Below are 23,471 nucleotides of genomic sequence, written 5' to 3' on the forward strand. Positions count from 1 at the left end.
TTTGCGGACTCCTTGTCAGAAAGATCCGGGGTGTGCGAATTTAGGTATGGCAAACCTAACCTGTGGTCGCTCGGGCGACCGCACCGGACCCCGGTCCGGTTCGTTCCCAGGAGATCACCACCGATGACAGCGACGAGGCGCACCCCATGGGCGCCGCCCGAGCGTTCCCGCCCCACCCCCCGCCGTTCCCACCGAGACCGACGAGCCCGCCGAGGCCGCCGAGGCCGCCTGACCGCCGCGGCCACCGCCGCCGGCGTCGTCCTCGGCCTGATGGTGGCCGGCGCGCCACCGGCCGCCCACGCGGCGGAGAGCCCGATCGCCGACGCCACCTTGGACTGGGGCATCAAGGCCTCCTTCCGCAACTACATCGAGGGCCCGATCGCGCACGGCTCGATCTCGGTGTCCGACGGCGCGAGCCGCAACGCCGACGGCACCTTCCGGTTCGCGGACGGCGCCGGCACCTTCGACGACGCGGGCAACCTCACCCGGGTCACCTTCGCCGGCGTGGTCAGCTTCGACGGCCACGACGGTCAGCTCGACCTCGACGTCCGTGACGTCCGGGTGGACCTGAACGGCGAGCAGAGCGTCGTACGTGCCGACATGACGAGCAAGGACATGACCTCCGGCGAGGTCGTGGAGTACTCCGACGTCGTGGTGGCGACCCTCGACCCCGAGGCGGGCAGCTACACCGACACGGGCGGCACGTCGACGTGGTCCGCGATCCCCGCGCGGCTGACCGCGGTGGGCGCCCCGGCCTTCGGCGGCTTCTACGCCGGCGGGACCGAGCTCGACCCGGTCGCCTTCGACTACGCGGGGCCGGGCGGCCGACCGGTCGTCACCACGGAGAGCTGGGACCCCCAGGGTCAGCCCTCCTACGCCAACACCAGCGTCCTCCACGACGACTTCCAGGGGACCGGTCTCACCTACGACACCGATCACGACTGGCTGTGGACCCGCAACTACAACACCGGCCAGGTCGTCGCCCTGGACGCGACGACGCTGGGGAAGAAGGTGTCCGTCACCGTCCCCGGCCAGAACCCGCGCAATGTCGTGTACTCCCCGCAGTTCGACCGCGCCTACGTCATCGACACCGTGGTGACCGTCATCGGCCAGGACGAGGAGGGCGCCTGGAAGGTCCTGGACACCCTGCCGGTGCCGGGCACGGGCGCGAGCAACGACATCGCGGTCAACCCGGCCACCGGTGAGGTCTGGGCCTCGTGGCAGCAGGGGAGCGCCGCGTTGCGCGTCTATGCCCTCCAGCCCGACGGCAGCCACACGTACCGCGACATCGCCTATCCCGAGGGGTCGACGCCCGGCACCGTGCTGTTCTCGGGCAACGGGCACGGCATCGCGATCGGCGCCATCTACCAGGCCCAGGCGGTCGGTGCGTTCCGCATCGTCGGCGAGGCCGGCGCGGAGACGATCGTGCCGGCCGACGGCGTCAACGTCGGCAGCGGGTACGGCGTCCTCGACGACGGCACGCTCGTGCAGGCGGCTACGGACTACACCGACTACCCGGTCGTCCGGTCCGGTGTCCTGCGCTGGGAGCTGACCGACGACGGGTACGTCGCGTCCGACCCCCTCATCCCGTTCGCGACCAGCCCCGACGTGGGCGGCGGCCAGTCCAGCATCCGGGGCAGCGGCGACCTGCTCGCCCTGGCCAGCTCCAACTCGCGCGAGCTGCGCATGTACCTCGACGGCCGGCTGAGCAAGCCACGCGGCTTCGGCACGACGATCGCCGGGACCGTGGTCCACGACGACGCGGTCTACGTGCTGTCGGCGAACAGGTACGTCCACCGGCTCGAGCTGGCCGGAGCCACGCCCCAGCTCGGCACCGAGCCCACGGACACGACGGTGACCCTCGACGCCGGGCAGTCCGAGAGGCCCGCGACCTTCCGGACCGCGCTCGCGGACGGCTCGACCGGGGACCTGCAGTGGCAGGTCAAGGCGCCGGGCGCACGACGGTTCGCCGATGTCGAGGGCGAGACCGGGCCCGCGCTCGAGCTGACCGCGGGAACGGCCGACGACGGCACCCAGGTCCGCGTCGTGGCGAAGAACGCGATCGGCACCGTGGTCTCGGCCGTCGCGACGCTCACGGTCCGGTCCGCGCCCTCGATCGTGGCCGCGCCGCGCTCGACCACGGTCAGTGCGGGCACGCCCGCCGTCTTCACCGCCACCTTCACCGGGCTCCCCGCGCCGGAGCTGGTGTGGGAGCGGCAGGTGAACGGGTTCTGGCAGCCCATCGCCGAGGACGACCAGAACGTCGTCCTCGCGGAGGGCTCCCTGATGGTCCCCGACACCGACGTCGCGCAGAGCGGCACCCGGTTCCGGGCCAGGGTGAGCAACGGCGTCGGCACGGTCCGCTCCGGAGTGGCCACGCTGACGGTCACCCCGGCGGTCTCCATCCCCGAGGACGGGCTGGCGCTGGACGGTGTGAGCCTGGAGTGGTCGGGCAACAAGGAGGTGCAGTCGGCGCCGCCGGTCGGCGGGTCGAACTACCTCTCGGCCGGTGTCTCCGACGGCGACCAGGCGACCTATCGGGCCGTGGACGGGGATGTCGCGGTCGTGCATCGCGACGCCGCGGGCGTCGAGTCCCCGGCGTCGTACGGGACCCGCGCGGCGCCGGCCGCCGGAGCGGTGACCCAGCTCGTCCGCCTCTCCGGTGGACAGGCGAGGCTCGAGGCCGACGGCTCCGCATCCGTGGCGTGGGACGGCTCGTTCAGCGTCAACTTCTACGGCGGCATGGTGCCCTTCACGCTCACCGACCCGCACCTGTCCGTCGAGGCCGACGGAACCGGCACGCTGAGCGCCGACCTCGCGGGCTATGCCGCGACCATGGAGAACCCCGACGACCGTACGCCGCTCGACCCCGTCGAGGACGTGACGATCGCGACCTACCAGGGCATCGAGCTGGATCCGGCCGGCAAGGTGACGATCACGGCCGACTACGCCGGTGTCGAGCTCGACGTCCCGAGCGGACAGACCCCGCAGGACCGCAGCAGTGCCGGCTGGGGCTCGTGGCCGCAGGGCTTCGCGGACTTCCAGTTCGCGACCGGGCTGTCCTCCTACTGGTACTCCTCGGGAAGTGCCGCCGATGGGAAGAAGGCGCCCCTGCCGTCGGTCGTCGACTTCACCGATGCCGAGCAGGTCGCGGGCGCGGGCGCGCCCGTGATCACGGGCCAGCCGGCGTCGGTCTCGGCGAAGGTCGGCGACCCGGTGGCGCTCCAGGTGACCGCGACGGGGACCGGCCTGGCCCACCAGTGGCAGCGCCGGATCGGCTCGTCGTGGATCTCGGTCGAGGGCGAGACGACGGACCGGCTCGTCATCGCCGCCGTCGAGGCCGCGGACGCCGGTGCCCGGTTCCGGGTCAGGGTGTCCAACGCGAGGGGATCGGTGGTCTCCGAGCCGGCGACCCTGTCGGTCGTCCCGACCGTCCAGCGGGCCACGGTGAGCTTCACCAAGGTGAAGGTCGCGAAGGCGCCGACGCGCGGCAGGCCCGGTCGGCTCCGGGTGCTGCTGGCCGCCTCCGACGGCACCCGGGTCGACGGCACGATCCGGGTCGTGCTGAAGAAGGGAAGCGTGACCAGGAAGGTGCGCGCCACGGTGGTCGACGGCCGCGCGGTCGCCGCCCTGCCCCGGCTGCCTCGTGGGACATGGCGGGTCACGGTGAGGTCGAAGGCCTCGGCCTCCTACGAGGCCGCCACCACGACCACCAAGGTCACGGTCGCCCGCTGACGGCGATGCCTGACAGACGGATCTCCCGGGTGCCGGTCATGCCGGCACCCGGGAGACCTGCTCGGGAGACCTGCCGCCACCTGGTGGCGTCGTTCAGAACATGCCTGTGGACGACCTCGACGCGCTTCCGGTCCGAGGCGGCAGGTTCGGGGCGTGAGAATCCACAGGACTGCGCTCAAGCACGGGTGTCCGCCTGACGCGATCGTCCACGCCCTCTCGACGTCCGCGCAGCGCGTGCTGATAGGCGAGGACCCGGATAGGTGGCTCTACCTCGGTGTCGACGGATCAGGGAGGCTGCTGGAGATCATCACCCTTCAGGGAGATGATGGAGACGAAGTCGTGATCCACGCGATGAAGCTGCGCAAGAAGTACGTACCGAGAGGAGGGCGACGATGAACTTCGAGATCACCGACCACGTGCCGGGGTTGAGCGACGACCAGGTCGCGCGCGCAGCGGCCGAGGCCGAGGCCGGCTACGACCTGAGGGGTCGGCCGTCCGAGCCCAATCCGCACCTCGGCCGGGTCCAGTTGGTGCCGACCGACCTCTTGGACGCGGTCGAGGAGCGCGCGGCCAGGGACGGGCAGTCGCCTGAGGCAGTCGTACGCCAGGCGCTCGCCGCCTACCTGCGGACTGCTTGAGCCGCAGCCGTCGTGCCGCGTTCCGGCGTCACTTGTTCGCCTTACGCGCTCGGCTCGTGATCTGCGCTCCTTCGTCGCGCGATCACTCGCCTCGCAGAAAGCGAACAAGTGACCCGCCCCGACTGCACGGTCAGAGCGGAGTCACCCGCGAGGGCAGGTCACTTGTTCGCTTTACGCGCTCGGCTCGTGATCTTCGCCCGCTCGTTGGCGTCGAGGACGACCTTGCGGATCCGGACGGTCTCGGGCGTGATCTCCACGCACTCGTCCTCGCGGCAGAACTCCAGGCACTGCTCCAGCGACAGCTTCCTCGGCGGGATGAGCTTCTCGAAGTTGTCGGAGGTGGCGGACCGGATGTTGGTCTGCTGCTTCTCCTTGGTGATGTTGACGTCCATGTCGTCGGCGCGGGAGTTCTCGCCGATGATCATGCCCTCGTAGACCTCCGTCGCGGGGTCGACGAACATCGTGCCGCGCTCCTGCAGCGAGGTCATGGCGTACGCCGTGGCGGCACCCGACCGGTCTGCGACCAGGGAGCCGGACTGGCGCGAGCGGATCTCGCCGGCCCACGGGAAGTAGCCCTCGGAGATCGAGTGCGCGATGCCGGTGCCGCGGGTCTCGGTGAGGAAGTCGGTGCGGAAGCCGATCAGGCCGCGCGCCGGGACGACGAACTCCATGCGCACCCAGCCGGTGCCGTGGTTGGTCATGCCCTCCATGCGGCCCTTGCGGTTCGCGAGCAGCTCGGTGATCGTGCCGAGGAACTCCTCGGGGGCGTCGATGGTCAGGCGCTCGAACGGCTCGTGCACCTTGCCGTCGACGTCCTTGGTGACCACCTGCGGCTTGCCGACGGTGAGCTCGTAGCCCTCGCGGCGCATCTGCTCGACGAGGATGGCCAGCGCCAGCTCGCCGCGGCCCTGCACCTCCCACGCGTCGGGGCGCTCGGTCGGGAGGACGCGGAGCGAGACGTTGCCGACCAGCTCGGCGTCGAGGCGGTCCTTGACCAGGCGGGCGGTGACCTTGTGGCCCTTGCCGCCCTTGCCCACGAGCGGGGAGGTGTTGGTGCCGATCGTCATCGAGATGGCCGGGTCGTCGACGTGGATGAGCGGCAGGGCGACGGGGTTCTCCGCATCGGCGAGGGTCTCGCCGATGGTGATCTCCGGGATGCCGGCGACGGCGACGATGTCACCGGGGCCGGCGGACTCGCCGGGCTTGCGCTCGAGGCCCTCGGTGATGAGCAGTTCGGTGATCTTGACGTTCTTGACGTCGCCGTTGCGACGCATCCAGGCGACCTGCTGGCCCTTCTTGAGCGTGCCCTGCTTGATCCGCAGCAGCGCGAGGCGACCCAGGAAGGGGGAGGCGTCGAGGTTGGTGACGTGGGCCTGGAGCGGCGCGCCCTCGTCGTACACGGGCGCGGGGATGGTCTCGAGGATGGTGCGGAACAGCGGCTCGAGGTCGGTGCCCTCGGGCAGCGTGCCGTTCTCGGGCTTGGTCAGCGAGGCGATGCCGGCCTTGCCGGAGGCGAAGACGACCGGGAAGTCGAGCGCGTCCTGGCTGTGGTTCTCGTCGAGCAGGTCCATGAAGAGCTCGTACGTCTCGTCGACGACCTCGTCGATGCGGGCGTCGCCGCGGTCGGTCTTGTTGACCACCAGGATCACCGGCATGTCGGCGTTGAGCGCCTTGCGCAGCACGAAGCGGGTCTGGGGCAGCGGGCCCTCGGACGCGTCGACGAGCAGGACGATGCCGTCGACCATGGACAGGCCGCGCTCGACCTCGCCGCCGAAGTCGGCGTGGCCGGGGGTGTCGATGATGTTGATGACCATGTCGCCATCGGCCATCTCCTGCGCCGACGGCCCGCGGTAGTGCACCGCGGTGTTCTTCGCGAGGATCGTGATGCCCTTCTCGCGCTCGAGGTCACCCGAGTCCATCACGCGCTCGGCGACACCCTCGGCCTGGTGCGCGGTGAACGCTCCGGCCTGGTGGAGCATCGCGTCGACGAGGGTGGTCTTGCCGTGGTCGACGTGGGCGACGATGGCGACGTTGCGGAGATCGGTACGACGAGTCTGGGACACGAACGACCAGCCTACTGGCGGGGGACCTCCCGGCTCACATCGTCGCGTTCGCCCTAGAATCGCCCCATGCAGACCATCGGCCTTGTCGGCGGCATGTCCTGGGAGAGCAGCGCGGCCTACTACGAGGCGCTGAACCGCGGCGTCGAGGAGCGACTCGGCGGCCTCCACTCGGCCACGACGGTGATGGCGTCGGTCGACTTCGCCGAGGTCACCGCGCTGCAGGAGGCCGAGGACTGGGACGGCGTCGCCGTGATCCTGCGCTCCGCCGCGGAGTCCGTCGAGCGGGCCGGTGCCGACTTCCTGATGCTCTGCACCACCACCTTCCACCGGGTCGCCGAGCAGGTCCAGGACGCGGTCTCCATCCCGCTGCTGCACCTCGGTGACGTCGTCGCGGAGGCCTGCAAGGCCGAGGGTGTCGAGAACGTCGCGCTCCTCGGCACGAAGTTCGCGATGTCGCGGACGTTCTTCACCGACCGGATCGCCGGCCACGGCCTCGGCGTCCTCGTCCCCGAGACCGGCCACCACGACGAGCTCAACCGGATCATCTACGACGAGCTCGTGCACGGGAAGGTCGTCGACGACTCCCGCCGTGCCGTCGTCGGCATGATCAGCGAGCTGTGGGACGCGGGCGCCGGCGGCGTCATCCTCGGCTGCTCGGAGCTCGAGCTGCTCATCCGCCAGGCCGACTCCGAGATCCCCGTCTTCCCGTGCACCACGCTGCACGTCACGACGGCGCTCGACCGCGCGCTGGCCTGACGGCCGGCCGATCGACTGACCGATCGACTGACCGATCGACTGACCGGTCCCCGGCGCTACGTCGCGGCGAGCACCATCCGCTTGCCGCGCAGCTCGTCGAGGAACGCCACGATGTCGTCACGGCAGGCCTCGGCGGCGACGTCGTACTCCGCGGCGACGAGCGCGCACAGCTCGCCCAGGTCGCGGGGCTCCGCGAGGTGGCGCCACAGGGCCGCGGCGACGCCCTTGACGGAGTAGTACTCGCCCTGGGCGAGTCCCATCATCACGAACTCCTCGCCCATCTCCACGGCCTGCAGGGTGGGGTCACGCATCCACCGCTCGGCTCGCTCCGCTGGTCGCATGCTGCTCCTCTCGGTCGATGTGGGCGAGGATCGCGTCGGCGGAGGACGCGACCGAGTCGACCCCACGGGGGCGGTCGACCCGGGCGAGGCGGGCGACCCGGGCCAGTCCGGCGCTGCGCGCCAGATGGGTACGCCGGAGCTCGCCGACGAGGATCTCGTTGCGGTAGCTGTGCTCGTGCAGGCTGGTGAAGGCGGCCGCCCCCGCGACGGGTACGACGCGCAGCGGGCCGTCGTGGCGGTCGAGGACGTAGATCCACCGCACGGGCACGGGTTCCGGACTGCCGGCGGAGCGCTCCAGCGGCACGTGGAACTTGTCGAAGCCCTGGCCGACCCGGTCCAGGCCGGACGTGGGGAGGCCGAGCCGGTCGAGTGCGTCCCGCCAGAGCTTGATCCGGGGCCAGCCGGGGAGCGCCCGCCCGGCGGCGTCGATCGGGACGACGTCGTCGCTGAGGACGAGGTGCCCGCGGCGGTGCATCTCGGCGGCGAGGGTCGACTTCCCGGCACCGGAGTGGCCCAGCACGACGGCGCAGGCGCCATCGACGACGAAGGCGTTGCCGTGCAGGACGAGGAGGCCGCGCTGGGTCAGGAGGACGCCGAGCGCCGAGCCGAGGAGGAACAGCCGCAGCGCGTCGGCGGAGGCACCCGCCGCCGGCGCGACGGTGATCCGGGCACCCCGCTCGCAGACATAGCGCCCGATCCCGGGGACGTCGATCCCGATCCGGTCGCCGTCGACCCAGAACCCCCGCGGGAGCGGGAGTGCCTCCGCGGACGGGGGGAGCGGGCTCCCCAGCCGGACCACGACGTCCGGCCGCGCCGGCCGCGCCGGCCGTGCGGGGGCCAGGTCGGGCAGCGGGAGCTCGCTGTCGATGAGGAGTCCGTATCCGGCGTACATGATGAGGAGGGGCTCAGGGCTGCCAGCTGAAGGTGCCGACGGGCGTCCACGCACGCGTGGAGCCGCCGGTGACGGTCACCGGCCGACCGGCGCCGGCCGAGGAACCGACCGGGGAGCCGACCGTGACCCACGCATGGGCCCGCAGCTCACCGGCATCGTCGCGGCGGAGGCCGAAGACGACCGTGTGCGGCACCCGGGCGCCGCGCAGCAGGATGCGCGCGGTCAGGGCCTGCGGGTAGCAGTCGGACGTCCACGGGGTCCGTACGGCGGCATGCCCGATGGCCCGTCCGACCGCCCGGGCGCGCGCGACCTGAGGTGCGCTCGCGTCCGGGGACGCCAGGGGCCCCGACCCGCCCGGCGCGGCCGGCTCGCCGAGGAGGCGACGGACCACGCCGAACGGCAGGACGACCGTCAGCAGGCGGGTGGCGCCCAGCAGGCACCACGCGACAGCGACGGCGAGCCTGAACCTGTGAGAGGTCAGCTGCCGAGCCCGAGGGTGATGTCGATCTCGATGTCGATGTCCTGGGTCGCCGTGAGGCTCAGGGTCTCCAGGGTGGGGGCGACGTAGGTCAGCTTCATGGGAGCTCCATTGGGTGCAGGACGGAGAGGAGGGAGTGGCTCCGTCGCCGGTGCAACGCGGCTACCCGCGCGCAGGACACGGCCTGGTCCCCGGTTCAGCCGTTTTTTAACCTTCCCGGCCGTCCCGTTCCTCCGACACGGCCGCGGAGCGCGTGCCACGCTCGCGCAGTGACCGCCGACGTCCTCGACCTGCTCTGCCGGTTGGCGAGGAGCGCCCTCGACGCCGAGGAGGGGCATGGCGTCGAGCCGGTCCGCATCGGCGAGGCGTCCGCGGGCGACCTCCTGGACGGGGTACGCCGGCACCGGGTGCCGGAGCTGATCCACGCGCATGCGGGGGAGCTGGGCCTGTCCGGCGAGGTGGTCCGGATCCTGGGCGCGATGGTCGACGGATCGCGGCCGCGGCGGATGGTCCACGCGTTCGAGACGGTGCGCGCCTGGCAGCTCCTCGACGCGGCGGGGGTCGACGCGCTGGTCGTCAAGGGGATCCCGCTGGCCGTGCTGACCACCGGCCGGCCCGGCTCGCGCGGTGCGGGGGACATCGACGTGCTGGTCCGGCCCGGGGCGGCGGAGGAGGCGCACCGCCTGCTGAGCGGGGCCGGCTGGGCGCTGCACGAGCAGTGCCGGATCGAGCCGGGCATGTGGGCCTGGCGCCACGTCCAGCGCTGGGGACACACGCTCACCTATCTCGGCTCGGGTGCCGATGTCGACCTGCACTGGCGGCTCGACGCCATGCCGGGCGCCCAGCCGGACCCCGCCGTGCTGATGGAGCGGCGTACGACGGTCGAGGTCGGCGGTGTGCAGGTGCCGACTCTCGCCCCGGCCGACGCCTTCCGTCACCTCGCCGGGCACCGCGAGGGCTGGATCTGGCTGCGCACCCTGGTCGACCTGCGCCGCCTGGCCCGGGACCCGGAGGTGTTCGCGCAGGAGCTGCCGGCGCCGGCGCTCGCCTCCCTGGCCGCGGCACGCGCGACGGTCGGGCTGCCGGACACGGTGCCCGGACGGGTGCTCGCCGCCCTGGACCGGGTGCCGGACGCCGTGCTGGCCCGCGCCCGGGCCCGCCACCGGCAGCCCGTGGCGCCCTGGGGCGGGGCGAGCACCGCTCGTGACTTCCGCGACGGGCTGGCCTCCTCCACGGGCCCTCGCGACCTCCAGCAGCTCGCGGTCGGCCTCGTGCTGCCGCCGCACGCCGCCCTGCCGGTCCGCTCCGCCACGGCCTGGGGTGGTGTGCCCCGCGCGTTCGCCCTCCGGGCCCAGCGCCTGGTGCGCCGCTGACCCGGCGAGATCGGGCTCAGGTCCGGTGCACCTTGTGGGTCGCGGCCTGGGCGCGGGGCCTGATCACCAGCTCGTCGATGTTGACGTGTGCCGGGCGGGTGGCGACCCAGGCGATCGCGTCTGCCACGTCGTCGGCGACGAGCGGGTCGGGGACCCCCGCGTAGACCGCGTCGGCGCGCTCCTGGTCACCGGCGAAGCGGGTCAGCGAGAACTCGTCGGTGCGCACCATCCCCGGCGCCACCTCGCAGACCCGGACCGGCTGGTCGAAGAGTTCCAGGCGCAGCGTCTCGGTGACGACCTTGGTGCCGTGCTTGGCGGCGGTGTAGCCCGCGCCGCCCTCGTAGGCGTCCCGGCCCGCGGTCGAGCCGACGTTGACGATGACGCCCGCGCCGCTCGCGACCAGGGCGGGCAGCAGGGCCTTGGTGACCTGCATCAGGCCGAGCACGTTGACGTCGTACATCCGGCGCCACTGGTCGGGGTCCGCCGTGGCGACGGGCGCGAGGCCGAAGGCGCCGCCGGCGTTGTTGACGAGCACGTCGAGGCGGGGGCCGACGGCGGCGGCGAGTCCCGCGACCGACGACTCCGAGGTGACGTCGCAGACGACCGCCCGGCCGCCGATCTCGGCGGCGAGCGCCTCGATCCGGTCGGCGCGGCGGGCCGCGCAGACGACCTCGAACCCCTCCCGGGCGAGGTGCCGCGCGGTGGCGGCGCCGATGCCGCTGGAGGCCCCGGTGACGACGGCGATGCGGGTGCTCATGGACCCATCTTCGTGGATCGGGAATGCCGGGCACACTGGCAGGGTTGACCGATCGACCGGCATTGGGTGGACACAGCGGGAGGTGCGATGGGGGAGACGATCGGTCGGGTCGCCATGGTCAGCCTGCACACATCCCCGCTCGACCAGCCGGGGACCGGTGACGCGGGCGGCATGAACGTCTACGTCATCGAGCTCGCCCGGCGCCTCGCCGACTGCGGCATCGAGGTCGACATCTTCACCCGGGCCACGAGCTCGCGGCTGGACGCCGTCGTACCCGTCCGCGAGGGAGTGACGGTCCACAACGTGCACGCGGGCCCCTTCGAGGGGCTGACCAAGGACCAGCTGCCCGGCCAGCTCTGCGTCTTCGCCCGCGAGGTGCTGCGCGCCGAGGCCGCGCACCCGGCCGGCCACTTCGACATCGTCCACTCCCACTACTGGCTCTCCGGCCAGGTCGGCGCGCTCGCCCGCGACCGCTGGGGCGTGCCGCTCGTGCACTCCATGCACACCATGGCGAAGGTCAAGAACGAGGCGCTCGCCGTCGGGGACAGCCCCGAGCCGCAGGCCCGGGTCATCGGCGAGGAGCAGGTGGTCGAGGCCGCCGACGTGCTCATCGCCAACACCGATCTCGAGGCCAAGCAGCTGATCAACCTGTACGACGCCGACCCGGGCCGGGTCGAGGTCGTCCACCCCGGCGTCGACACCGAGGTGTTCCGCTCCCTGACGCCGGCCGCCCGGGCCCGTGCCCGACGTGAGCGCGGCCTCGCCGGCGACGCGCTGGTCCTGCTCTTCGCCGGCCGGATCCAGCCGCTCAAGGCGCCCGACGTGCTGCTGCGGGCCGTCGCCGAGCTGCTCACGCGGCGCCCGGACCTGCGCCCGCGGCTGGTCGTCCCGGTCGTCGGCGGACCGTCCGGCAGCGGTCTGGAGCGGCCCGCCGCGCTCGCCAACCTCGCCGCCGAGCTGCGCATCGACGACGTGGTGCGCTTCGTGCCGCCCGTGCCGCAGCACGAGCTCGCCGACTGGTACGCCGCCGCCACCCTGGTCGCGGTGCCGTCCTACAACGAGTCCTTCGGCCTGGTCGCGGCGGAGGCCCAGGCGTCCGGCGCGCCGGTCGTCGCCGCGGCGGTCGGCGGCCTGACCACCGTCGTGCGCGACGGCCGCAGCGGCCTGCTCGTCGACACCCACGAGCCGCACGACTGGGCCGTCGCGCTGGAGCGGGTCGTCGCCGACCCGGCCTACCGCGACCGGTTGGCGGCCGGCGCGCTGGAGCAGGCCCGGCAGTTCTCGTGGGAGGCCACCGCCGCGCATACGGTGGAGGTCTACGAGCGCGCCCACGCGCTCCTGCGGCAGGAGGCCCGCGTCGGATGACCCACCCGGACCCGAACGGCCCGGCGGACGTCGTCCGTGCCTGGCTCGACGACAACGAGATTGCCTTCGAGGAGACCGAGGAGGGCACCTTCAGCTTCTCGCTCCCGGGGGAGAAGAAGCTGCAGACCCCGGTCCGCCTCGACCTCGGGCCGCACGCGCTCGGGGTGCATGCCTTCGTGTGCCGCCGGCCCGACGAGGAGTTCGAGCGGGTCTACCGCTGGCTGCTCGAGCGCAACATGAGGATGTACGCCGTCGCGTTCGGCATCGACCACCACGGCGACATCTACCTCGACGCCCGGCTGCCGCTGTCGTCGGTCACGCCCGAGGACCTCGACCGCCTGCTGGGCTCGGTGCTCAGCTATGCCGACTCGGCGTTCAACACCATCCTCGAGCTCGGCTTCGAGTCGTCCATCCGCAAGGAGTGGGCGTGGCGGATCGAGCGCGGCGAGTCGACCGCCAACCTGGAGGCGTTCCGGGGCTGGCTGGAGGCCGACGCGCCGGACTAAGAGGTCCCGCCAGTAGGTGCCGCCTGCTGCGCGCCGCGATGCACGCACGCTGGCGGCGTTGCGGCCGCTCGAAAGGCGATCCAGCCTGTCTTCGCGTCCGCGCCTTGCCATCGCACGCGCCTCGCGACGCTCGCGACGTCGCCACCTACTGGCGGAACCTCTGAATGTCGGCGGCCGACCCTACGGTCGGCACGTGACCAGCATCGCCGACCGCAGGGCAGCGTTCCGGGCACTCCACGAGCGCGGCTGCTTCCTGCTGCCCAATCCGTGGGACCCCGGGTCCGCCCGCTATCTCGAGCATCTCGGCTTCGCCGCGCTGGCGACCACCAGCTCGGGCGCCGCCTGGAGCCGTGGGCGTCCCGACGGATCCGCGACGCGCGACGAGGCGCTCGAGCACCTGGCCGACATCGTCGCCGCCACCGGCCTGCCGGTGAACGCCGACTTCGAGAACGGCTACGGCGACACGGCCGATGAGGTCGCCGCCAGCGTGGCCCTCGCCGTGGAGACCGGCGTCGCGGGCCTGTCGGTGGAGGACGCCCTCGGCGGCGAGCCCTACGCCCTCGACGTGGCGGTGGAGCGCATCAGCGCGGCCCGGGAGGCGATCGACGCCAGCGGTCACGACGTACTGCTCGTCGGGCGGGCCGAGGGCTTCATCATCGGCCGGCCCGACCTGGCCGAGGTCGTGGCCCGGCTGCGCGCCTACGCCGCCGCCGGTGCCGACTGCCTCTACGCGCCCGGCGTCGGCGATCCGGCCGCGATCCGCGCGATCGTCGAGGCGGTCGCGCCCAAGCCGGTCAACGTCCTGGTGGGCGGCCCGAGCCCGGTGACGGTCGCCGACCTCGCGGCGCTCGGCGTACGCCGGATCAGCGTCGGGGGCGCACTGGCCCGCTCGGCCTGGGGCGGCTTCGAGCGCGCTGCCGCGGGCCTGGTGGAGGGGCGGTTCGACGGCTTCGACGGATCCGCGGCCGGCGCCGACCTCAACGCCCTGTTCCGCAACGGGCCGGAGGCGGACCAGCAGCGCTGATCCGCCTCCGGTGTCCCCGGTGGGCCGGCTGGCTCAGCGGCGTACCTTCCACTTCACGACGGTCGGCGTGGTCTCGACCTGGCCGGAGGTCCCGACCGAGCGGATCTTGACCTTGTGCTTGCCGGGCGCGAGCTTCTTGACCTTGAGCGGCGACGAGCAGGCCTTCCAGGCCTTCGCGTCGACCTTGCACTGGAAGGTCACCTCGGCCTTGTCGGCGGTGAAGCCGATGGTCGCCTTCCGCTTCGTGGTGACCTTCTTCGGCTTGCTCGTGATGGTGGTGTTGCCGGGCGCATCGGTCTTGACGACCAGGTCGACGCTCGTGACGAAGCCACCGTCCGGGTTGCTGTCGTCGGTCACGAAGAGCCGCCAGGTGCCGTTCGGCGCGCTTCCGTTGAAGACGCTGAGCGCGGCGCCGTACGGTCCGGCGGGGGCGGGCGGGGTGAAGGCCTCGGCGTTGTCGTTGTTGGTCGGCCGGTACGTGCCGGTCGGACACGGTCCGGCCGTCGGCATCGCCGGTGCCGAGTCGTCGAAGCGCCAGTCGACGTCGTTCACGTCCCCGGTCCCGCAGGTGTCGGACACGAGCAGCGTGCTGGCCCCGGTCGGGCCGACCAGCAGGACGTCGAGGTCGGTCGGCCAGGTGTGGCTGACCCCGTTGAGGCGGACATCGAGGTCGGTGATGCTGCCGGCCTGGCCGCTGACGTCGAGCTGGTACGGGTAGGGCGCGGCGTTGCCGGTGACCGGGACGTCGATCACCGAGGACTCGGTCGTGATCCGCACCGAGAACCCGCCGTTGATCGTCCCGACGTCGCCCCCGGCGTCGTCGACGACGTAGAGGGTCCACGAGCCCACCGGATTGCGGCCGTCGAAGGCGGACAGCGACGCCGCGACCGTGAGTCCGGCCGGCGTGTTGTCGCCCTCCGCCACGTTGGTGGGCCGGAACGAGCCACTGGCACAGCCGGCACCCGGCAGGCCGGCGGCGGCCTCGTCGTCGAACGTGAACGTGCCGTTGACCGGTCCACCGCCACAGGCGTCGGACATCAGCTTGACGGCCTGGTTGCCGTCGCCGGGTGCGCGGAGGTAGACGTCCAGGTCCGCGGCGAAGGTGTGCGAGAGGTTGGTCAGGACGACATCGACATCGGTGATGCTGCCGCCGAACGGTGAGACCGTCACGGACCTGGTGACGGTGGCGACGTCCGCGATGGCGATCGGCGCGCTGTTGGTGAAGGTCCCGGATGCTGCCTGGGCGGGACTTGCGGTGGCGAGGCCGGCGAGGCCTCCGAGAGTGATGACGCCTGCGGTCATCAGCGCGAGACGGCGCATGGCTGGACCTTTCCGAGGGAGTGAGGTGCTGACCTTCTCCAGACCCCCGGACCCCCGGCCGTGATACGTCGACTTTCGCTGGGCGCCCCGTCACCCGCCCGTGTGGAGTCGGCTCGCCTGCCGGGTCAGGTGATCGCGCTCAGCGGTGTTGCTCGCCCGTCGCGCGGCGATCGCGTAGCGGCGGGCCGCCTCCTCCCGGTCGCCGGCCCGCTCGTGCAGCCAGGCCGCGACGGCGTCGCGTCGGGGGAGGTCGTCCGGCAGGCCCTCGACCTGCCGCAGGCCGGCCAGCGGTCCGTCCACCTCGCCCACCGCGACGGCACGGTTGAGCGCGACGACCGGGCTCGGGGCGAGACGCAGCAGTTCGTCGTACCACTCCAGGATCTGCGGCCAGTCGGTCTCCTCCGCACTCGCGGCGTCGTCGTGGAGCGCCGCGATCGCCGCCTGGGCCTGGTACTCGCCGAGGGCGTCGCGCGCCAGTGCCGCCTGCAGCACGGCGACACCCTCCGCGACCATCGCGGTGTCCCACCGTGAGCGGTCCTGCTCGGCGAGGGGGACCAGCGCCCCGGCAGGGGTACGCCGGGCCCGGCGGCGGGCGTGGTGCAGCAGCATCAGCGCGAGCAGGCCGTCGACCTCGGGGTCGTCGGTCGCGGCCGCGAGCTGGCGGGTCAGGCGGATGGCCTCCTCGGCCAGGTCGACGGTGCCGGTGAAGCCCTCGTTGAAGACGAGGTAGAGCACCCGCAGCACCGCGCCGACCTCGCCGGGACGGTCGAAGGGCTCGCCGCTGACGGTGCGCTTGGCGCGAGAGATCCGCTGCGCCATGGTCGCCTCGGGCACCAGGAACGCCTCCGCGATCTGGGCCGTGGTGAGGCCGCCGACGGCCCGCAGCGTCAACGCGATCGCCGACGCCGCGGTGAGGGCCGGGTGGCAGCAGCGGCTCAGCAGGAGCAGTGTGTCGTCGGCCTGCTCGACCGGGCCGGGCTCGGGCTCCAGGTGGACCCGCAGCTCGCGACGCTCACGGGCGTACGACGCGCGCTGGGCGTCGACGAGCTTGCGGCCGGCGACCGTGATCAGCCACGCACGCGGGTTGTCCGGCCGGCGCTCCGGCCAGTGCCGCAGCGCCTCGATCAGCGCCTCCTGGACGGCGTCCTCGGCCGCCGCGAAGTCGGCTCCGCGGCGGACGAGGACACCCAGGACCTGCGGCGTCAGCGCGCGCAGGTCCACGCCCAGGTCGGTCATTCCGTGACGACCGGCGGCTCGCCGTAGAACGGACGCACCTCGATCCACTCGTGGATCGGCCTCCCGCCCGGGCCCGGTGCCGAGGAGAGCCGCGCGGCGGCCTCGTAGGCCCGCTCCTGGCTGTCGACGTCGATGACCATCCAGCCGGCGATCAGGTCCTTGGTCTCCGCGAACGGCCCGTCGGTGACCGGCGGGCGGCCCTCGCCGTCGTACCGGACGAAGGTGCCCTCGGGCGAGAGCGCCTGCTCGTCGACGAACTCGCCGCGCTCGCGCAGCTCGTCGGCGACCTGCCGCATGAAGTCGATGTGCGCGGTGACCTCCTCCGGCGCCCACTGGTCCATCGGCACGAGGTCGTCCTTGGCGATCGCGTGGTCGCCGCGGTAGTGCTTGAGCAAGAGGTACTTCGTCATGGTGCATCTCCTCAGGTTCCGAGGCGGCCATCTTGCCGCCTTCACCTGGGAGACGGAGTCGCCGACGTCTTCTCGACATCGGCCGGCCCACCTATCCGAAGAGTTTCTGGATGCGGCCGATCCCCTCCTGCAGCGCGTCGTCCCCGAGGGCGTAGGAGAACCGGAGGTAGCCGGGTGCGCCGAAGGCCTCGCCGGGGACGGCAGCGACGTCGGCGTGGTCGAGGATGTAGGAGGCCAGCTCGGAGGAGGTCGCGATCTCCACCCTGCCGTGGGTCCGTCCCAGCAGGTCCTTGACCGAGGGGAACGCGTAGAAGGCGCCCTGCGGCTCCGGACACCGCACGCCGGGCACGTCGTTGAGCATGTCGACGACGGTCCGGCGCCGGCGCTCGAAGGCGGCCTTCATCTGCGCGACCGCGTCGAGGCCACCGTCGAGCGCCGCGGCGGCGGCGATCTGGCTGACGTTGCCCACGTTGGAGGTCGCGTGGGACTGCAGGTTCGACGCCGCGGCGACGACGTCGCGGGGGCCGATGATCCAGCCGACCCGCCATCCGGTCATCGCATAGGTCTTCGCCACGCCGTTGACGACGATGCAGCGCTCGCGAAGGTCGGGGCGGACGGCGGGGAGGGAGGCGGTGGCGAGACCGTCGTAGACGAGGTGCTCGTAGATCTCGTCGGTGACCACCCACAGGTCGTGCTGCACGGCCCAGGCGCCGATCGCCTCGATCTCCTCGATGGTGAACACCGCACCGGTGGGGTTCGACGGCGAGGTCAGCAGCAGCGCCTTGGTGCGCTCGGTCCGGGCGCTCTCGAGCTGCTCGACGGTGACCTTGAAGTCCTGGGTCTCGTCGGCGAACACCTCGACGGGGATGCCCCCCGCTAGACGGATCGACTCGGGATAGGTCGTCCAGTAGGGCGTCGGCAGCAGCACCTCGTCGCCCGGGTCGAGCAGGGTGGCGAACGCCCCGTAGACCGCGTGCTTGCCGCCGTTGGTGACGAGGACCTGGCTCGCCTCGATCTCGTACGACGAGTCGCGCCGGGTCTTGCGCACGATCGCGTCCTTGAGCTCGGGGAGTCCGCTCGCCGGCGTGTAGCGATGGAACCGGGGCTCCCGGCAGGCGGCGACGGCCGCCTCGACGATGTGGGCGGGCGTGGGGAAGTCCGGCTCGCCGGCGCCGAACCCGATGACGGGCCGGCCCTCGGCGCGCAGGGCCTTGGCCCGGGCGTCGACCTTGAGGGTGGCGGACTCCGCGATGGCGCGGACGCGGGCGGAGATCCGGGGGCGCTCCAGGCTCATGGGGGCCACCCTAGGGCTTGTCGGCAGCAAACTGAACCATCGGTTCATTTTCGTGTGGTGCCACTCCGTCACTGGCCCGGCGACCGGCCGGGCAATCCGCCCGCACCTATTGACACAGGCGGTGGGCGAGATCACTATTTCGGATCAACGGTTTATCTAATGAACCAGCGACCGCAAATCGGGCGTGGTTGCCTGGTCGACTGAAAGGTGAGGCGATGGCGCGATTTTCGCACGCACTCCGGCGCACCACGGTGCTCGTCGGCCTGTGCGTCGGCGCACTGGTGATCAGTGCCTGTGGCGGACTCTCCGGTGGCAGCGAGCCGGACGGCGACGAGAACCAAGTCCTCCGGATCGGCATGGCCTCTGACGCACAGAGCCTCGATCCGCCGAACTTCGTCCTCGCGGGCGACTTCACCCGGGACAACCTCGTCTACGAGACCCTGGTGCGGCTGACCAACAGCGGTGGGTTCGAACCAGGCCTGGCGACCGCCTGGGAGCAGGCATCGCCGACCGAGTGGGACTTCACCCTCCGCGAAGGCGTGAAGTTCCACGACGGCACGGACTTCGACAGCGCGGCGGTGAAGCAGAGCCTCGAGCGGGCCGCCACCCAGTCGCAGGGCAAGGGCTTCCTCGGCGTCATCAAGGAGGTGCAGACCCCGGACCCGATGACGGCGCGGATCGTGCTCACCAAGCCGTTCTCGAGCATCCTGAACAACCTGACCGTCCTCGTGGCGGCGATCATCAGCCCCAAGGCGCTGGCGGAGAAGGACGACAAGCAGCTGGCCAAGGAGCCGGTCGGCACCGGTCCGTTCACCTTCGGCGAGTGGGTGCCGGACACCACGATGTCCTTCGAGGCCAACCCCGACTACTGGGGCGCCAAGCCGAAGCTGGACAAGGTCGAGTTCGTCCCGATCCCCGAGGCCAGCACCCGCTTCAGCGCGCTGCAGGCCGGCGACATCGATGTCATCGAGAACCCCCCGCCGGACCAGCTGAAGGACCTCGGCGACGACTTCTACGCGATCACCGAGCCGAAGGCACGCCCGATCTTCCTCGGCTTCAACCTCCAGACGGTCCCCGACCCGCTCGTCCGCAAGGCGGTCGCGCACGCGATCGACCGGGGCGCGATCGTCGACGACGTCCTCGAAGGCGTCGGCAACGCCGCCGACGCGGGCCTGGTGTCGCCGGAGTTCTTGGAGAACGACCCGCCGATCAAGCTCGACTACGACCCGGAGGAGGCCAAGCGCCTGCTCGCGGAGGCCGGGGAGCCGAACCCGCAGCTGACGCTCACCCTGCCCTCGGCGCGCTACCTCAAGGACAAGGAGATCGGCGAGGTCGTCCAGCAGCAGCTCGCCGAGGTCGGCATCGAGCTCAAGCTCGACGTCCAGGAGGCGGGCACCTGGTACCAGTCGCTCCTCGACCACAAGACCGAGATGTACTACCTCGGCTGGGGCATGAGCTCCGGCGACCCCGGTGACATGCTGGTCAGGGTCTTCCGCAGCGACGCCGTCAACAACATGTCGCAGTTCAAGGATCCGGCGGTCGACCAGCAGATCGACTCGCTCGCCACCCTCGAGGTCGGCAGCGACGAGCGGAACCAGGTGATGCAGGACGTCCAGCGGCAGCTCGTCGAGGGCGACGCCGTGGTGATCCCGATCTACCACATGGTGAACTCCTTCGCGGCCCGCAAGGGGGTCGAGGACTTCCACACGACCACCTCCGAGCTCATCGACCTGAGCAGCACCACGATCGACTGAGCGGGTTGGGGGTGCCGGACTCCGCCCGGCACCCCTGCCTCTCCCCTCCGTTCCCCGAGCGCACGAGAAAGAGAAGCGAATGGTCTCCCCCCAGCCGTCCCGAGCACAGGTCGTGATCATCGGCGGCGGCATCATCGGTACGAGCGTCGCCTACCACCTGACCAAGCTCGGTGTCACCGACGTGGTGGTGCTCGAGCAGGGCAAGCTGTCGGGAGGGACGACCTGGCACGCGGCCGGCCTGGTGGGTCAGCTCCGGCCGACCGACGCGATGACGAAGCTGATCCAGTACTCGACGCAGCTCTACGCGACGCTCGAGGAGGAGACCGGCCTCGGGACCGGATGGAAGCGCTGCGGCAGCCTGTCGGTGGCCCGGACCGAGGAGCGGATGACCTCCCTGCTCCGCACCCAGGCGACGGCGCGGGCGTTCGGTGTCGAGGCGCACCGGCTCACGCCGGAGGAGGCGGGCGCGAAGTGGCCCCTCATGCGCACCGACGACCTGGTCGGCGCGGTCTGGCTGCCGGGTGACGGCAAGGCCAACCCGACCGACCTCACCCAGGCCCTGGCGCGCGGTGCCCGCAGCCGCGGTGCCGTGGTGTGCGAGGAGACCAAGGTCGTCGGCATGGACCTGCGCGAGGGGCGGATCACGACGGTCCACACCCAGCACGGGCCGATCGAGTGCGAGACCGTGGTCAACTGCGCCGGCCAGTGGGCGGCCCAGGTCGGCGCGATGGCCGGCGTCCGCGTGCCCCTGCACTCTGTGGAGCACTTCTACATCGTCACGGACCCGATCGAGGGGGTCGACCGGGACCTGCCGGTGATGCGGGACCAGGACGGCTACATCTACTTCAAGGAGGAGGTCGGCGGCCTGGTGATGGGCGGCTTCGAGCCGGACGCCAAGCCGTGGGTGGGACCCCATGAGATCCCCGACCCCTTCGTCTTCCAGCTGCTCGACGAGGACTGGGACCAGTTCGCGATCCTCATGGAGAACGCGATCACCCGGGTCCCGGCGCTCGAGCGGGCCGGCGTCAAGAAGCTCTACAACGGTCCGGAGAGCTTCACCCCGGACAACAACTTCATCATGGGGGAGTCCCTCGAGGTCCCCAACATGTACGTCCTCGCCGGCTTCAACTCCACGGGCATCGCCTCCGCCGGCGGCGCCGGCATGGCGATGGCGGAGTGGATCGTGGCCGGCGAGCCGGAGCGCGACCTGTGGCCGGTGGACGTCCGTCGCTTCGCGCCGTTCAACAGCAACGAGTCCTGGCTGCGCGAGCGGACCAAGGAGACCCTCGGCCTGCACTACGCGATCCCGTGGCCGAACCGCGAGCCGGAGACCGGTCGCCCGTTGCGGCGCTCGCCGATCCACCACCTCCTCGACGAGCAGGGCGCCGTGATGGGCAGTCGCAACGGCTGGGAGCGTCCCAACTGGTTCGCGCCCGAGGGCACACCCCGCGTCACGGAGTACTCCTTCGGCCACCAGAACTGGCGTCCCCTCGTGGACGCCGAGCACCGCGCCACCCGCGACGGGGTGGCCCTCCTCGACCAGACCGCGTTCGCCAAGTTCCTGGTGCGCGGACCCGGGGCCGAGGACGCGCTGCAGTACATCTGTGCCAACGACATGGCGGTGGCGCCCGGGACGACGGTCTACACCGGGATCCTCAACGACAGGGGCGGCTACGAGTCGGACGTGACGGTGACCCGGACCGGCCCGGAGGAGTACCTCCTGGTGACCGGATCCGCGCAGGCCGCGCGGGACGAGCACTACCTGAACCGCCACCTGCCCACCGGCTCGCGGACCGAGATCGTCGACGTGACGTCGTCGTACGCGGTCCTGGGGATCATGGGCCCGCAGTCGCGGACCCTGCTCTCCCGGTTGACCCGGAGCGACCTCGGCAACGAGGCCTTCCCGTTCTACACGAGCCAGCGCATCGACATCGGCCCGGTGCCGGTGCGGGCCACCCGGGTCTCCTACGTGGGCGACCTCGGCTGGGAGCTCTACATCCCGACCGAGTACGCCGTGACGGCCTACGAGCATCTCGCCGACGCCGGGGCCGATCTCGGCCTCACCGCAGTGGGCCACTACGCGGTCGACGCCATGCGCATCGAGAAGGGCTACCGGGCGTGGGGACGCGAGCTCACCCCGGACCGGACGCCGGTCGAGGCCGGCATGACCTTCACCTGCAAGCTGGCCGGCGGGATCGACTTCCGCGGCCGTGAGGCGGTCGAGAAGACCAAGCAGGCCGGTCCGCGCAGCCGCCTGGTGTCGTTGACGATCGACGCCCCCGAGGCAGTGCTCTGGGGCGGTGAGCTCCTGCTGCGCGACGGCGAGCCGCGCGGATTCGTCACGTCGGCGGCGTACAGCGCCGTCCTCGGTAGGTTCGCCGCCATGGCGTACGTCGAGCCGGAGGTCGAGGTCGCCGATGCCGACTACGTGCGCGCCGGCCGCTACCAGGTCGAGGCGGCGGGGATCGTGTTCGACGCCGAGGTGGGGCTCAAGGCGCCGTTCGACCCGACCGGCTCGCGGCTGAAGGGCTGAGGGCGATGAGCGAGAGCAACCTGACCGCGCCCCAGCGCACGGCCGCACCGGCCTCCGACGAGATCGTGATCTCCCTGTCCTGCGTGGACCGCCCCGGCATCGTGCGCGCGGTGGTGGACTTCTTCTACCGTCACGGCTGCGACATCGTGGAGAGCAACCAGTTCGGCGACACCGGCTCGGGCCTGTTCTTCATGCGGGTGCAGATGCGGGTCTCCGAGCGGACTCCGGCGCTGGGCGACCTCGACGACGCCTTCGCCGACATCGCCGCGGAGTTCGCCATGGACTACCGCCTCGCCGAGCTCAGCCGGCCGATGCGCGTGCTGATCATGGTCTCGAAGTTCGACCACTGCCTGCAGGACCTGCTCTACCGCTGGTCCAGCGGGCTGCTCCCGATCGACATCCCCGTGATCGTGTCCAACCACCCCGACCTCGAGCCGATCGCGGCCTGGTACGGCATCGACTTCGTCCACATCCCCGTGACCCGCGAGACCAAGCCCGAGGCCGAGGCCGCGCTCCTCGAGCTGGTCGACAGCCATGACGTCGACCTCGTGGTGCTCGCCCGCTACATGCAGATCCTGTCGACCGAGCTCTGCAAGGAGCTCGACGGCCGGGCGATCAACATCCACCACTCCTTCCTGCCGAGCTTCAAGGGCGCCAACCCCTACCGGCAGGCGCACGAGCGCGGCGTGAAGCTGGTCGGAGCCACGGCCCACTACGTCACCTCCGACCTCGACGAGGGCCCGATCATCGAGCAGAACGTCGCTCGGGTCGACCACCAGGCCTCGGTCCAGGACCTGGTGGCCCTGGGCCGGGACACGGAGGCGCACACCCTCGCCCGAGCCGTCCTGTGGCACGTGCAGCACCGGGTCCTGCTCAACGGTCACCGCACCATCGTCTTCCGCTGAGCCCCGAGGCCGGGAGAGGCGACCACGTGAGCACCGACCGCGAGCACAGCCTGCTCGCCACCGTTCGGACCGACCTGTTCTCGGCCTGACC

20 protein-coding genes are annotated in these 23,471 nt (G+C 71.7%); 11 read left to right on the plus strand and 9 right to left on the minus strand.

Annotated features, from left to right (window positions below; all coding sequences use genetic code 11):
• Window positions 1-123: 123 nt before the first annotated feature.
• The 3 genes from KVF89_RS16080 (at window position 124) to KVF89_RS16090 (ending at window position 4,373) form a co-directional block, all read left to right on the plus strand.
• On the plus strand, window positions 124-3,735 hold the full coding sequence (locus KVF89_RS16080; RefSeq protein WP_257427007.1) for an HtaA domain-containing protein: 3,612 nt from the start codon (window positions 124-126) through the stop codon (window positions 3,733-3,735).
• A gap of 153 nt (window positions 3,736-3,888) precedes the next feature.
• Window positions 3,889-4,131, plus strand: coding sequence for a hypothetical protein (locus tag KVF89_RS16085; protein WP_257427009.1), 243 nt, complete (start codon window positions 3,889-3,891; stop codon window positions 4,129-4,131).
• Window positions 4,128-4,373, plus strand: a complete 246-nt coding sequence (locus KVF89_RS16090) for a ribbon-helix-helix domain-containing protein (protein ID WP_257427011.1) — start codon at window positions 4,128-4,130, stop codon at window positions 4,371-4,373. The genes KVF89_RS16085 and KVF89_RS16090 overlap by 4 nt, the downstream gene beginning before the upstream one ends.
• Before the next feature lie 158 nt (window positions 4,374-4,531).
• Here the strand turns inward: KVF89_RS16090 and typA are convergent, their stop codons facing one another.
• The gene (gene typA / locus KVF89_RS16095; protein WP_257427013.1) at window positions 4,532-6,436 is read right to left on the minus strand and encodes a translational GTPase TypA; all 1,905 of its coding nucleotides are present in this window, start codon (window positions 6,434-6,436) and stop codon (window positions 4,532-4,534) included.
• A gap of 66 nt (window positions 6,437-6,502) precedes the next feature.
• Between typA and KVF89_RS16100 the strand changes: the two genes are divergently transcribed.
• Window positions 6,503-7,192: an aspartate/glutamate racemase family protein gene (locus tag KVF89_RS16100; protein ID WP_257427015.1), complete on the plus strand. Its 690-nt coding sequence runs from the start codon at window positions 6,503-6,505 to the stop codon at window positions 7,190-7,192.
• 56 nt (window positions 7,193-7,248) lie between these two features.
• Here KVF89_RS16100 and KVF89_RS16105 read toward each other — a convergent pair whose 3' ends face one another.
• Genes KVF89_RS16105 through KVF89_RS16115 form a run of 3 tightly spaced genes read right to left on the minus strand, consistent with a single transcriptional unit; the run spans window position 7,249 to window position 8,906 of the window.
• Window positions 7,249-7,503: a PqqD family protein gene (locus KVF89_RS16105; RefSeq protein ID WP_257427022.1), complete on the minus strand. Its 255-nt coding sequence runs from the start codon at window positions 7,501-7,503 to the stop codon at window positions 7,249-7,251.
• Entirely contained in the window at window positions 7,496-8,425 is a 930-nt protein-coding gene (locus KVF89_RS16110; protein ID WP_257427024.1) for a phosphoenolpyruvate carboxykinase (ATP), read from the minus strand. Before KVF89_RS16110 ends, KVF89_RS16105 begins: the two co-directional genes overlap by 8 nt.
• A 13-nt stretch (window positions 8,426-8,438) precedes the next feature.
• The gene (locus tag KVF89_RS16115; protein WP_257427620.1) at window positions 8,439-8,906 is read right to left on the minus strand and encodes a lasso peptide biosynthesis B2 protein; all 468 of its coding nucleotides are present in this window, start codon (window positions 8,904-8,906) and stop codon (window positions 8,439-8,441) included.
• Between the two features lie 266 nt (window positions 8,907-9,172).
• Between KVF89_RS16115 and KVF89_RS16120 the strand changes: the two genes are divergently transcribed.
• On the plus strand, window positions 9,173-10,276 hold the full coding sequence (locus tag KVF89_RS16120; RefSeq protein WP_257427026.1) for a nucleotidyltransferase family protein: 1,104 nt from the start codon (window positions 9,173-9,175) through the stop codon (window positions 10,274-10,276).
• Window positions 10,277-10,292: 16 nt separating this feature from the next.
• Here KVF89_RS16120 and KVF89_RS16125 read toward each other — a convergent pair whose 3' ends face one another.
• The gene (locus tag KVF89_RS16125; protein WP_257427029.1) at window positions 10,293-11,033 is read right to left on the minus strand and encodes an SDR family NAD(P)-dependent oxidoreductase; all 741 of its coding nucleotides are present in this window, start codon (window positions 11,031-11,033) and stop codon (window positions 10,293-10,295) included.
• Between the two features lie 87 nt (window positions 11,034-11,120).
• Here KVF89_RS16125 and mshA point away from each other — a divergent pair, with 87 nt between their 5' ends.
• The 3 genes from mshA to KVF89_RS16140 all read left to right on the plus strand — a co-directional run bounded on the left by mshA (window position 11,121) and on the right by KVF89_RS16140 (window position 13,928).
• Window positions 11,121-12,398 carry a D-inositol-3-phosphate glycosyltransferase gene (gene mshA, locus KVF89_RS16130; protein WP_257427031.1) on the plus strand — a complete coding sequence of 426 codons (1,278 nt, stop codon included), beginning with the start codon at window positions 11,121-11,123 and terminating at the stop codon, window positions 12,396-12,398.
• Window positions 12,395-12,904, plus strand: a complete 510-nt coding sequence (locus KVF89_RS16135) for a type III secretion system chaperone family protein (RefSeq protein ID WP_257427033.1) — start codon at window positions 12,395-12,397, stop codon at window positions 12,902-12,904. Before mshA ends, KVF89_RS16135 begins: the two co-directional genes overlap by 4 nt.
• A gap of 193 nt (window positions 12,905-13,097) precedes the next feature.
• Entirely contained in the window at window positions 13,098-13,928 is an 831-nt protein-coding gene (locus KVF89_RS16140; RefSeq protein ID WP_257427034.1) for an isocitrate lyase/PEP mutase family protein, read from the plus strand.
• A 33-nt stretch (window positions 13,929-13,961) separates the two neighbouring features.
• On the opposite strand, the gene KVF89_RS16145 is transcribed toward KVF89_RS16140, so the two are convergent.
• From KVF89_RS16145 to KVF89_RS16160, 4 genes are all read right to left on the minus strand, one after another.
• Window positions 13,962-15,248: a proprotein convertase P-domain-containing protein gene (locus KVF89_RS16145; protein WP_257427035.1), complete on the minus strand. Its 1,287-nt coding sequence runs from the start codon at window positions 15,246-15,248 to the stop codon at window positions 13,962-13,964.
• A 90-nt stretch (window positions 15,249-15,338) separates the two neighbouring features.
• Entirely contained in the window at window positions 15,339-16,484 is a 1,146-nt protein-coding gene (locus KVF89_RS16150; RefSeq protein WP_257427037.1) for an RNA polymerase sigma factor, read from the minus strand.
• Window positions 16,481-16,894 (minus strand): YciI family protein, encoded by a 414-nt coding sequence (locus KVF89_RS16155; RefSeq protein WP_257427039.1) that lies wholly within the window; start codon window positions 16,892-16,894, stop codon window positions 16,481-16,483. The genes KVF89_RS16150 and KVF89_RS16155 overlap by 4 nt, the downstream gene beginning before the upstream one ends.
• 91 nt (window positions 16,895-16,985) lie before the next feature.
• Window positions 16,986-18,188, minus strand: coding sequence for a pyridoxal phosphate-dependent aminotransferase (locus KVF89_RS16160; RefSeq protein ID WP_257427041.1), 1,203 nt, complete (start codon window positions 18,186-18,188; stop codon window positions 16,986-16,988).
• Between the two features lie 215 nt (window positions 18,189-18,403).
• Here KVF89_RS16160 and KVF89_RS16165 point away from each other — a divergent pair, with 215 nt between their 5' ends.
• The 3 genes from KVF89_RS16165 to purU all read left to right on the plus strand — a co-directional run bounded on the left by KVF89_RS16165 (window position 18,404) and on the right by purU (window position 23,380).
• Window positions 18,404-19,942, plus strand: a complete 1,539-nt coding sequence (locus tag KVF89_RS16165; protein ID WP_257427044.1) for an ABC transporter substrate-binding protein — start codon at window positions 18,404-18,406, stop codon at window positions 19,940-19,942.
• Window positions 19,943-20,021: 79 nt separating this feature from the next.
• Entirely contained in the window at window positions 20,022-22,475 is a 2,454-nt protein-coding gene (locus tag KVF89_RS16170) for a GcvT family protein (protein WP_257427045.1), read from the plus strand.
• Window positions 22,476-22,480: 5 nt separating this feature from the next.
• Window positions 22,481-23,380, plus strand: coding sequence for a formyltetrahydrofolate deformylase (gene purU, locus KVF89_RS16175; RefSeq protein ID WP_257427046.1), 900 nt, complete (start codon window positions 22,481-22,483; stop codon window positions 23,378-23,380).
• Window positions 23,381-23,471: the final 91 nt, after the last annotated feature.

Origin of the sequence: Nocardioides carbamazepini, assembly GCF_024614185.1 — a bacterium.
Classification (GTDB): domain Bacteria; phylum Actinomycetota; class Actinomycetes; order Propionibacteriales; family Nocardioidaceae; genus Nocardioides; species Nocardioides carbamazepini.

Coding starts and splice junctions, on each gene's coding strand:
- KVF89_RS16080 (WP_257427007.1), top strand. CDS start 124: ATGACAGCGACGAGGCGCACCCCATGGGCGCCGCCCGAGCGTTCCCGC.
- KVF89_RS16090 (WP_257427011.1), top strand. CDS start 4,128: ATGAACTTCGAGATCACCGACCACGTGCCGGGGTTGAGCGACGACCAG.
- KVF89_RS16100 (WP_257427015.1), top strand. CDS start 6,503: ATGCAGACCATCGGCCTTGTCGGCGGCATGTCCTGGGAGAGCAGCGCG.
- KVF89_RS16105 (WP_257427022.1), bottom strand. CDS start 7,503: ATGCGTGACCCCACCCTGCAGGCCGTGGAGATGGGCGAGGAGTTCGTG.
- KVF89_RS16110 (WP_257427024.1), bottom strand. CDS start 8,425: ATGTACGCCGGATACGGACTCCTCATCGACAGCGAGCTCCCGCTGCCC.
- KVF89_RS16125 (WP_257427029.1), bottom strand. CDS start 11,033: ATGAGCACCCGCATCGCCGTCGTCACCGGGGCCTCCAGCGGCATCGGC.
- mshA (WP_257427031.1), top strand. CDS start 11,121: ATGGGGGAGACGATCGGTCGGGTCGCCATGGTCAGCCTGCACACATCC.
- KVF89_RS16135 (WP_257427033.1), top strand. CDS start 12,395: ATGACCCACCCGGACCCGAACGGCCCGGCGGACGTCGTCCGTGCCTGG.
- KVF89_RS16145 (WP_257427035.1), bottom strand. CDS start 15,248: ATGCGCCGTCTCGCGCTGATGACCGCAGGCGTCATCACTCTCGGAGGC.
- KVF89_RS16150 (WP_257427037.1), bottom strand. CDS start 16,484: ATGACCGACCTGGGCGTGGACCTGCGCGCGCTGACGCCGCAGGTCCTG.
- KVF89_RS16155 (WP_257427039.1), bottom strand. CDS start 16,894: ATGACGAAGTACCTCTTGCTCAAGCACTACCGCGGCGACCACGCGATC.
- KVF89_RS16160 (WP_257427041.1), bottom strand. CDS start 18,188: ATGAGCCTGGAGCGCCCCCGGATCTCCGCCCGCGTCCGCGCCATCGCG.
- KVF89_RS16165 (WP_257427044.1), top strand. CDS start 18,404: ATGGCGCGATTTTCGCACGCACTCCGGCGCACCACGGTGCTCGTCGGC.
- KVF89_RS16170 (WP_257427045.1), top strand. CDS start 20,022: ATGGTCTCCCCCCAGCCGTCCCGAGCACAGGTCGTGATCATCGGCGGC.
- purU (WP_257427046.1), top strand. CDS start 22,481: ATGAGCGAGAGCAACCTGACCGCGCCCCAGCGCACGGCCGCACCGGCC.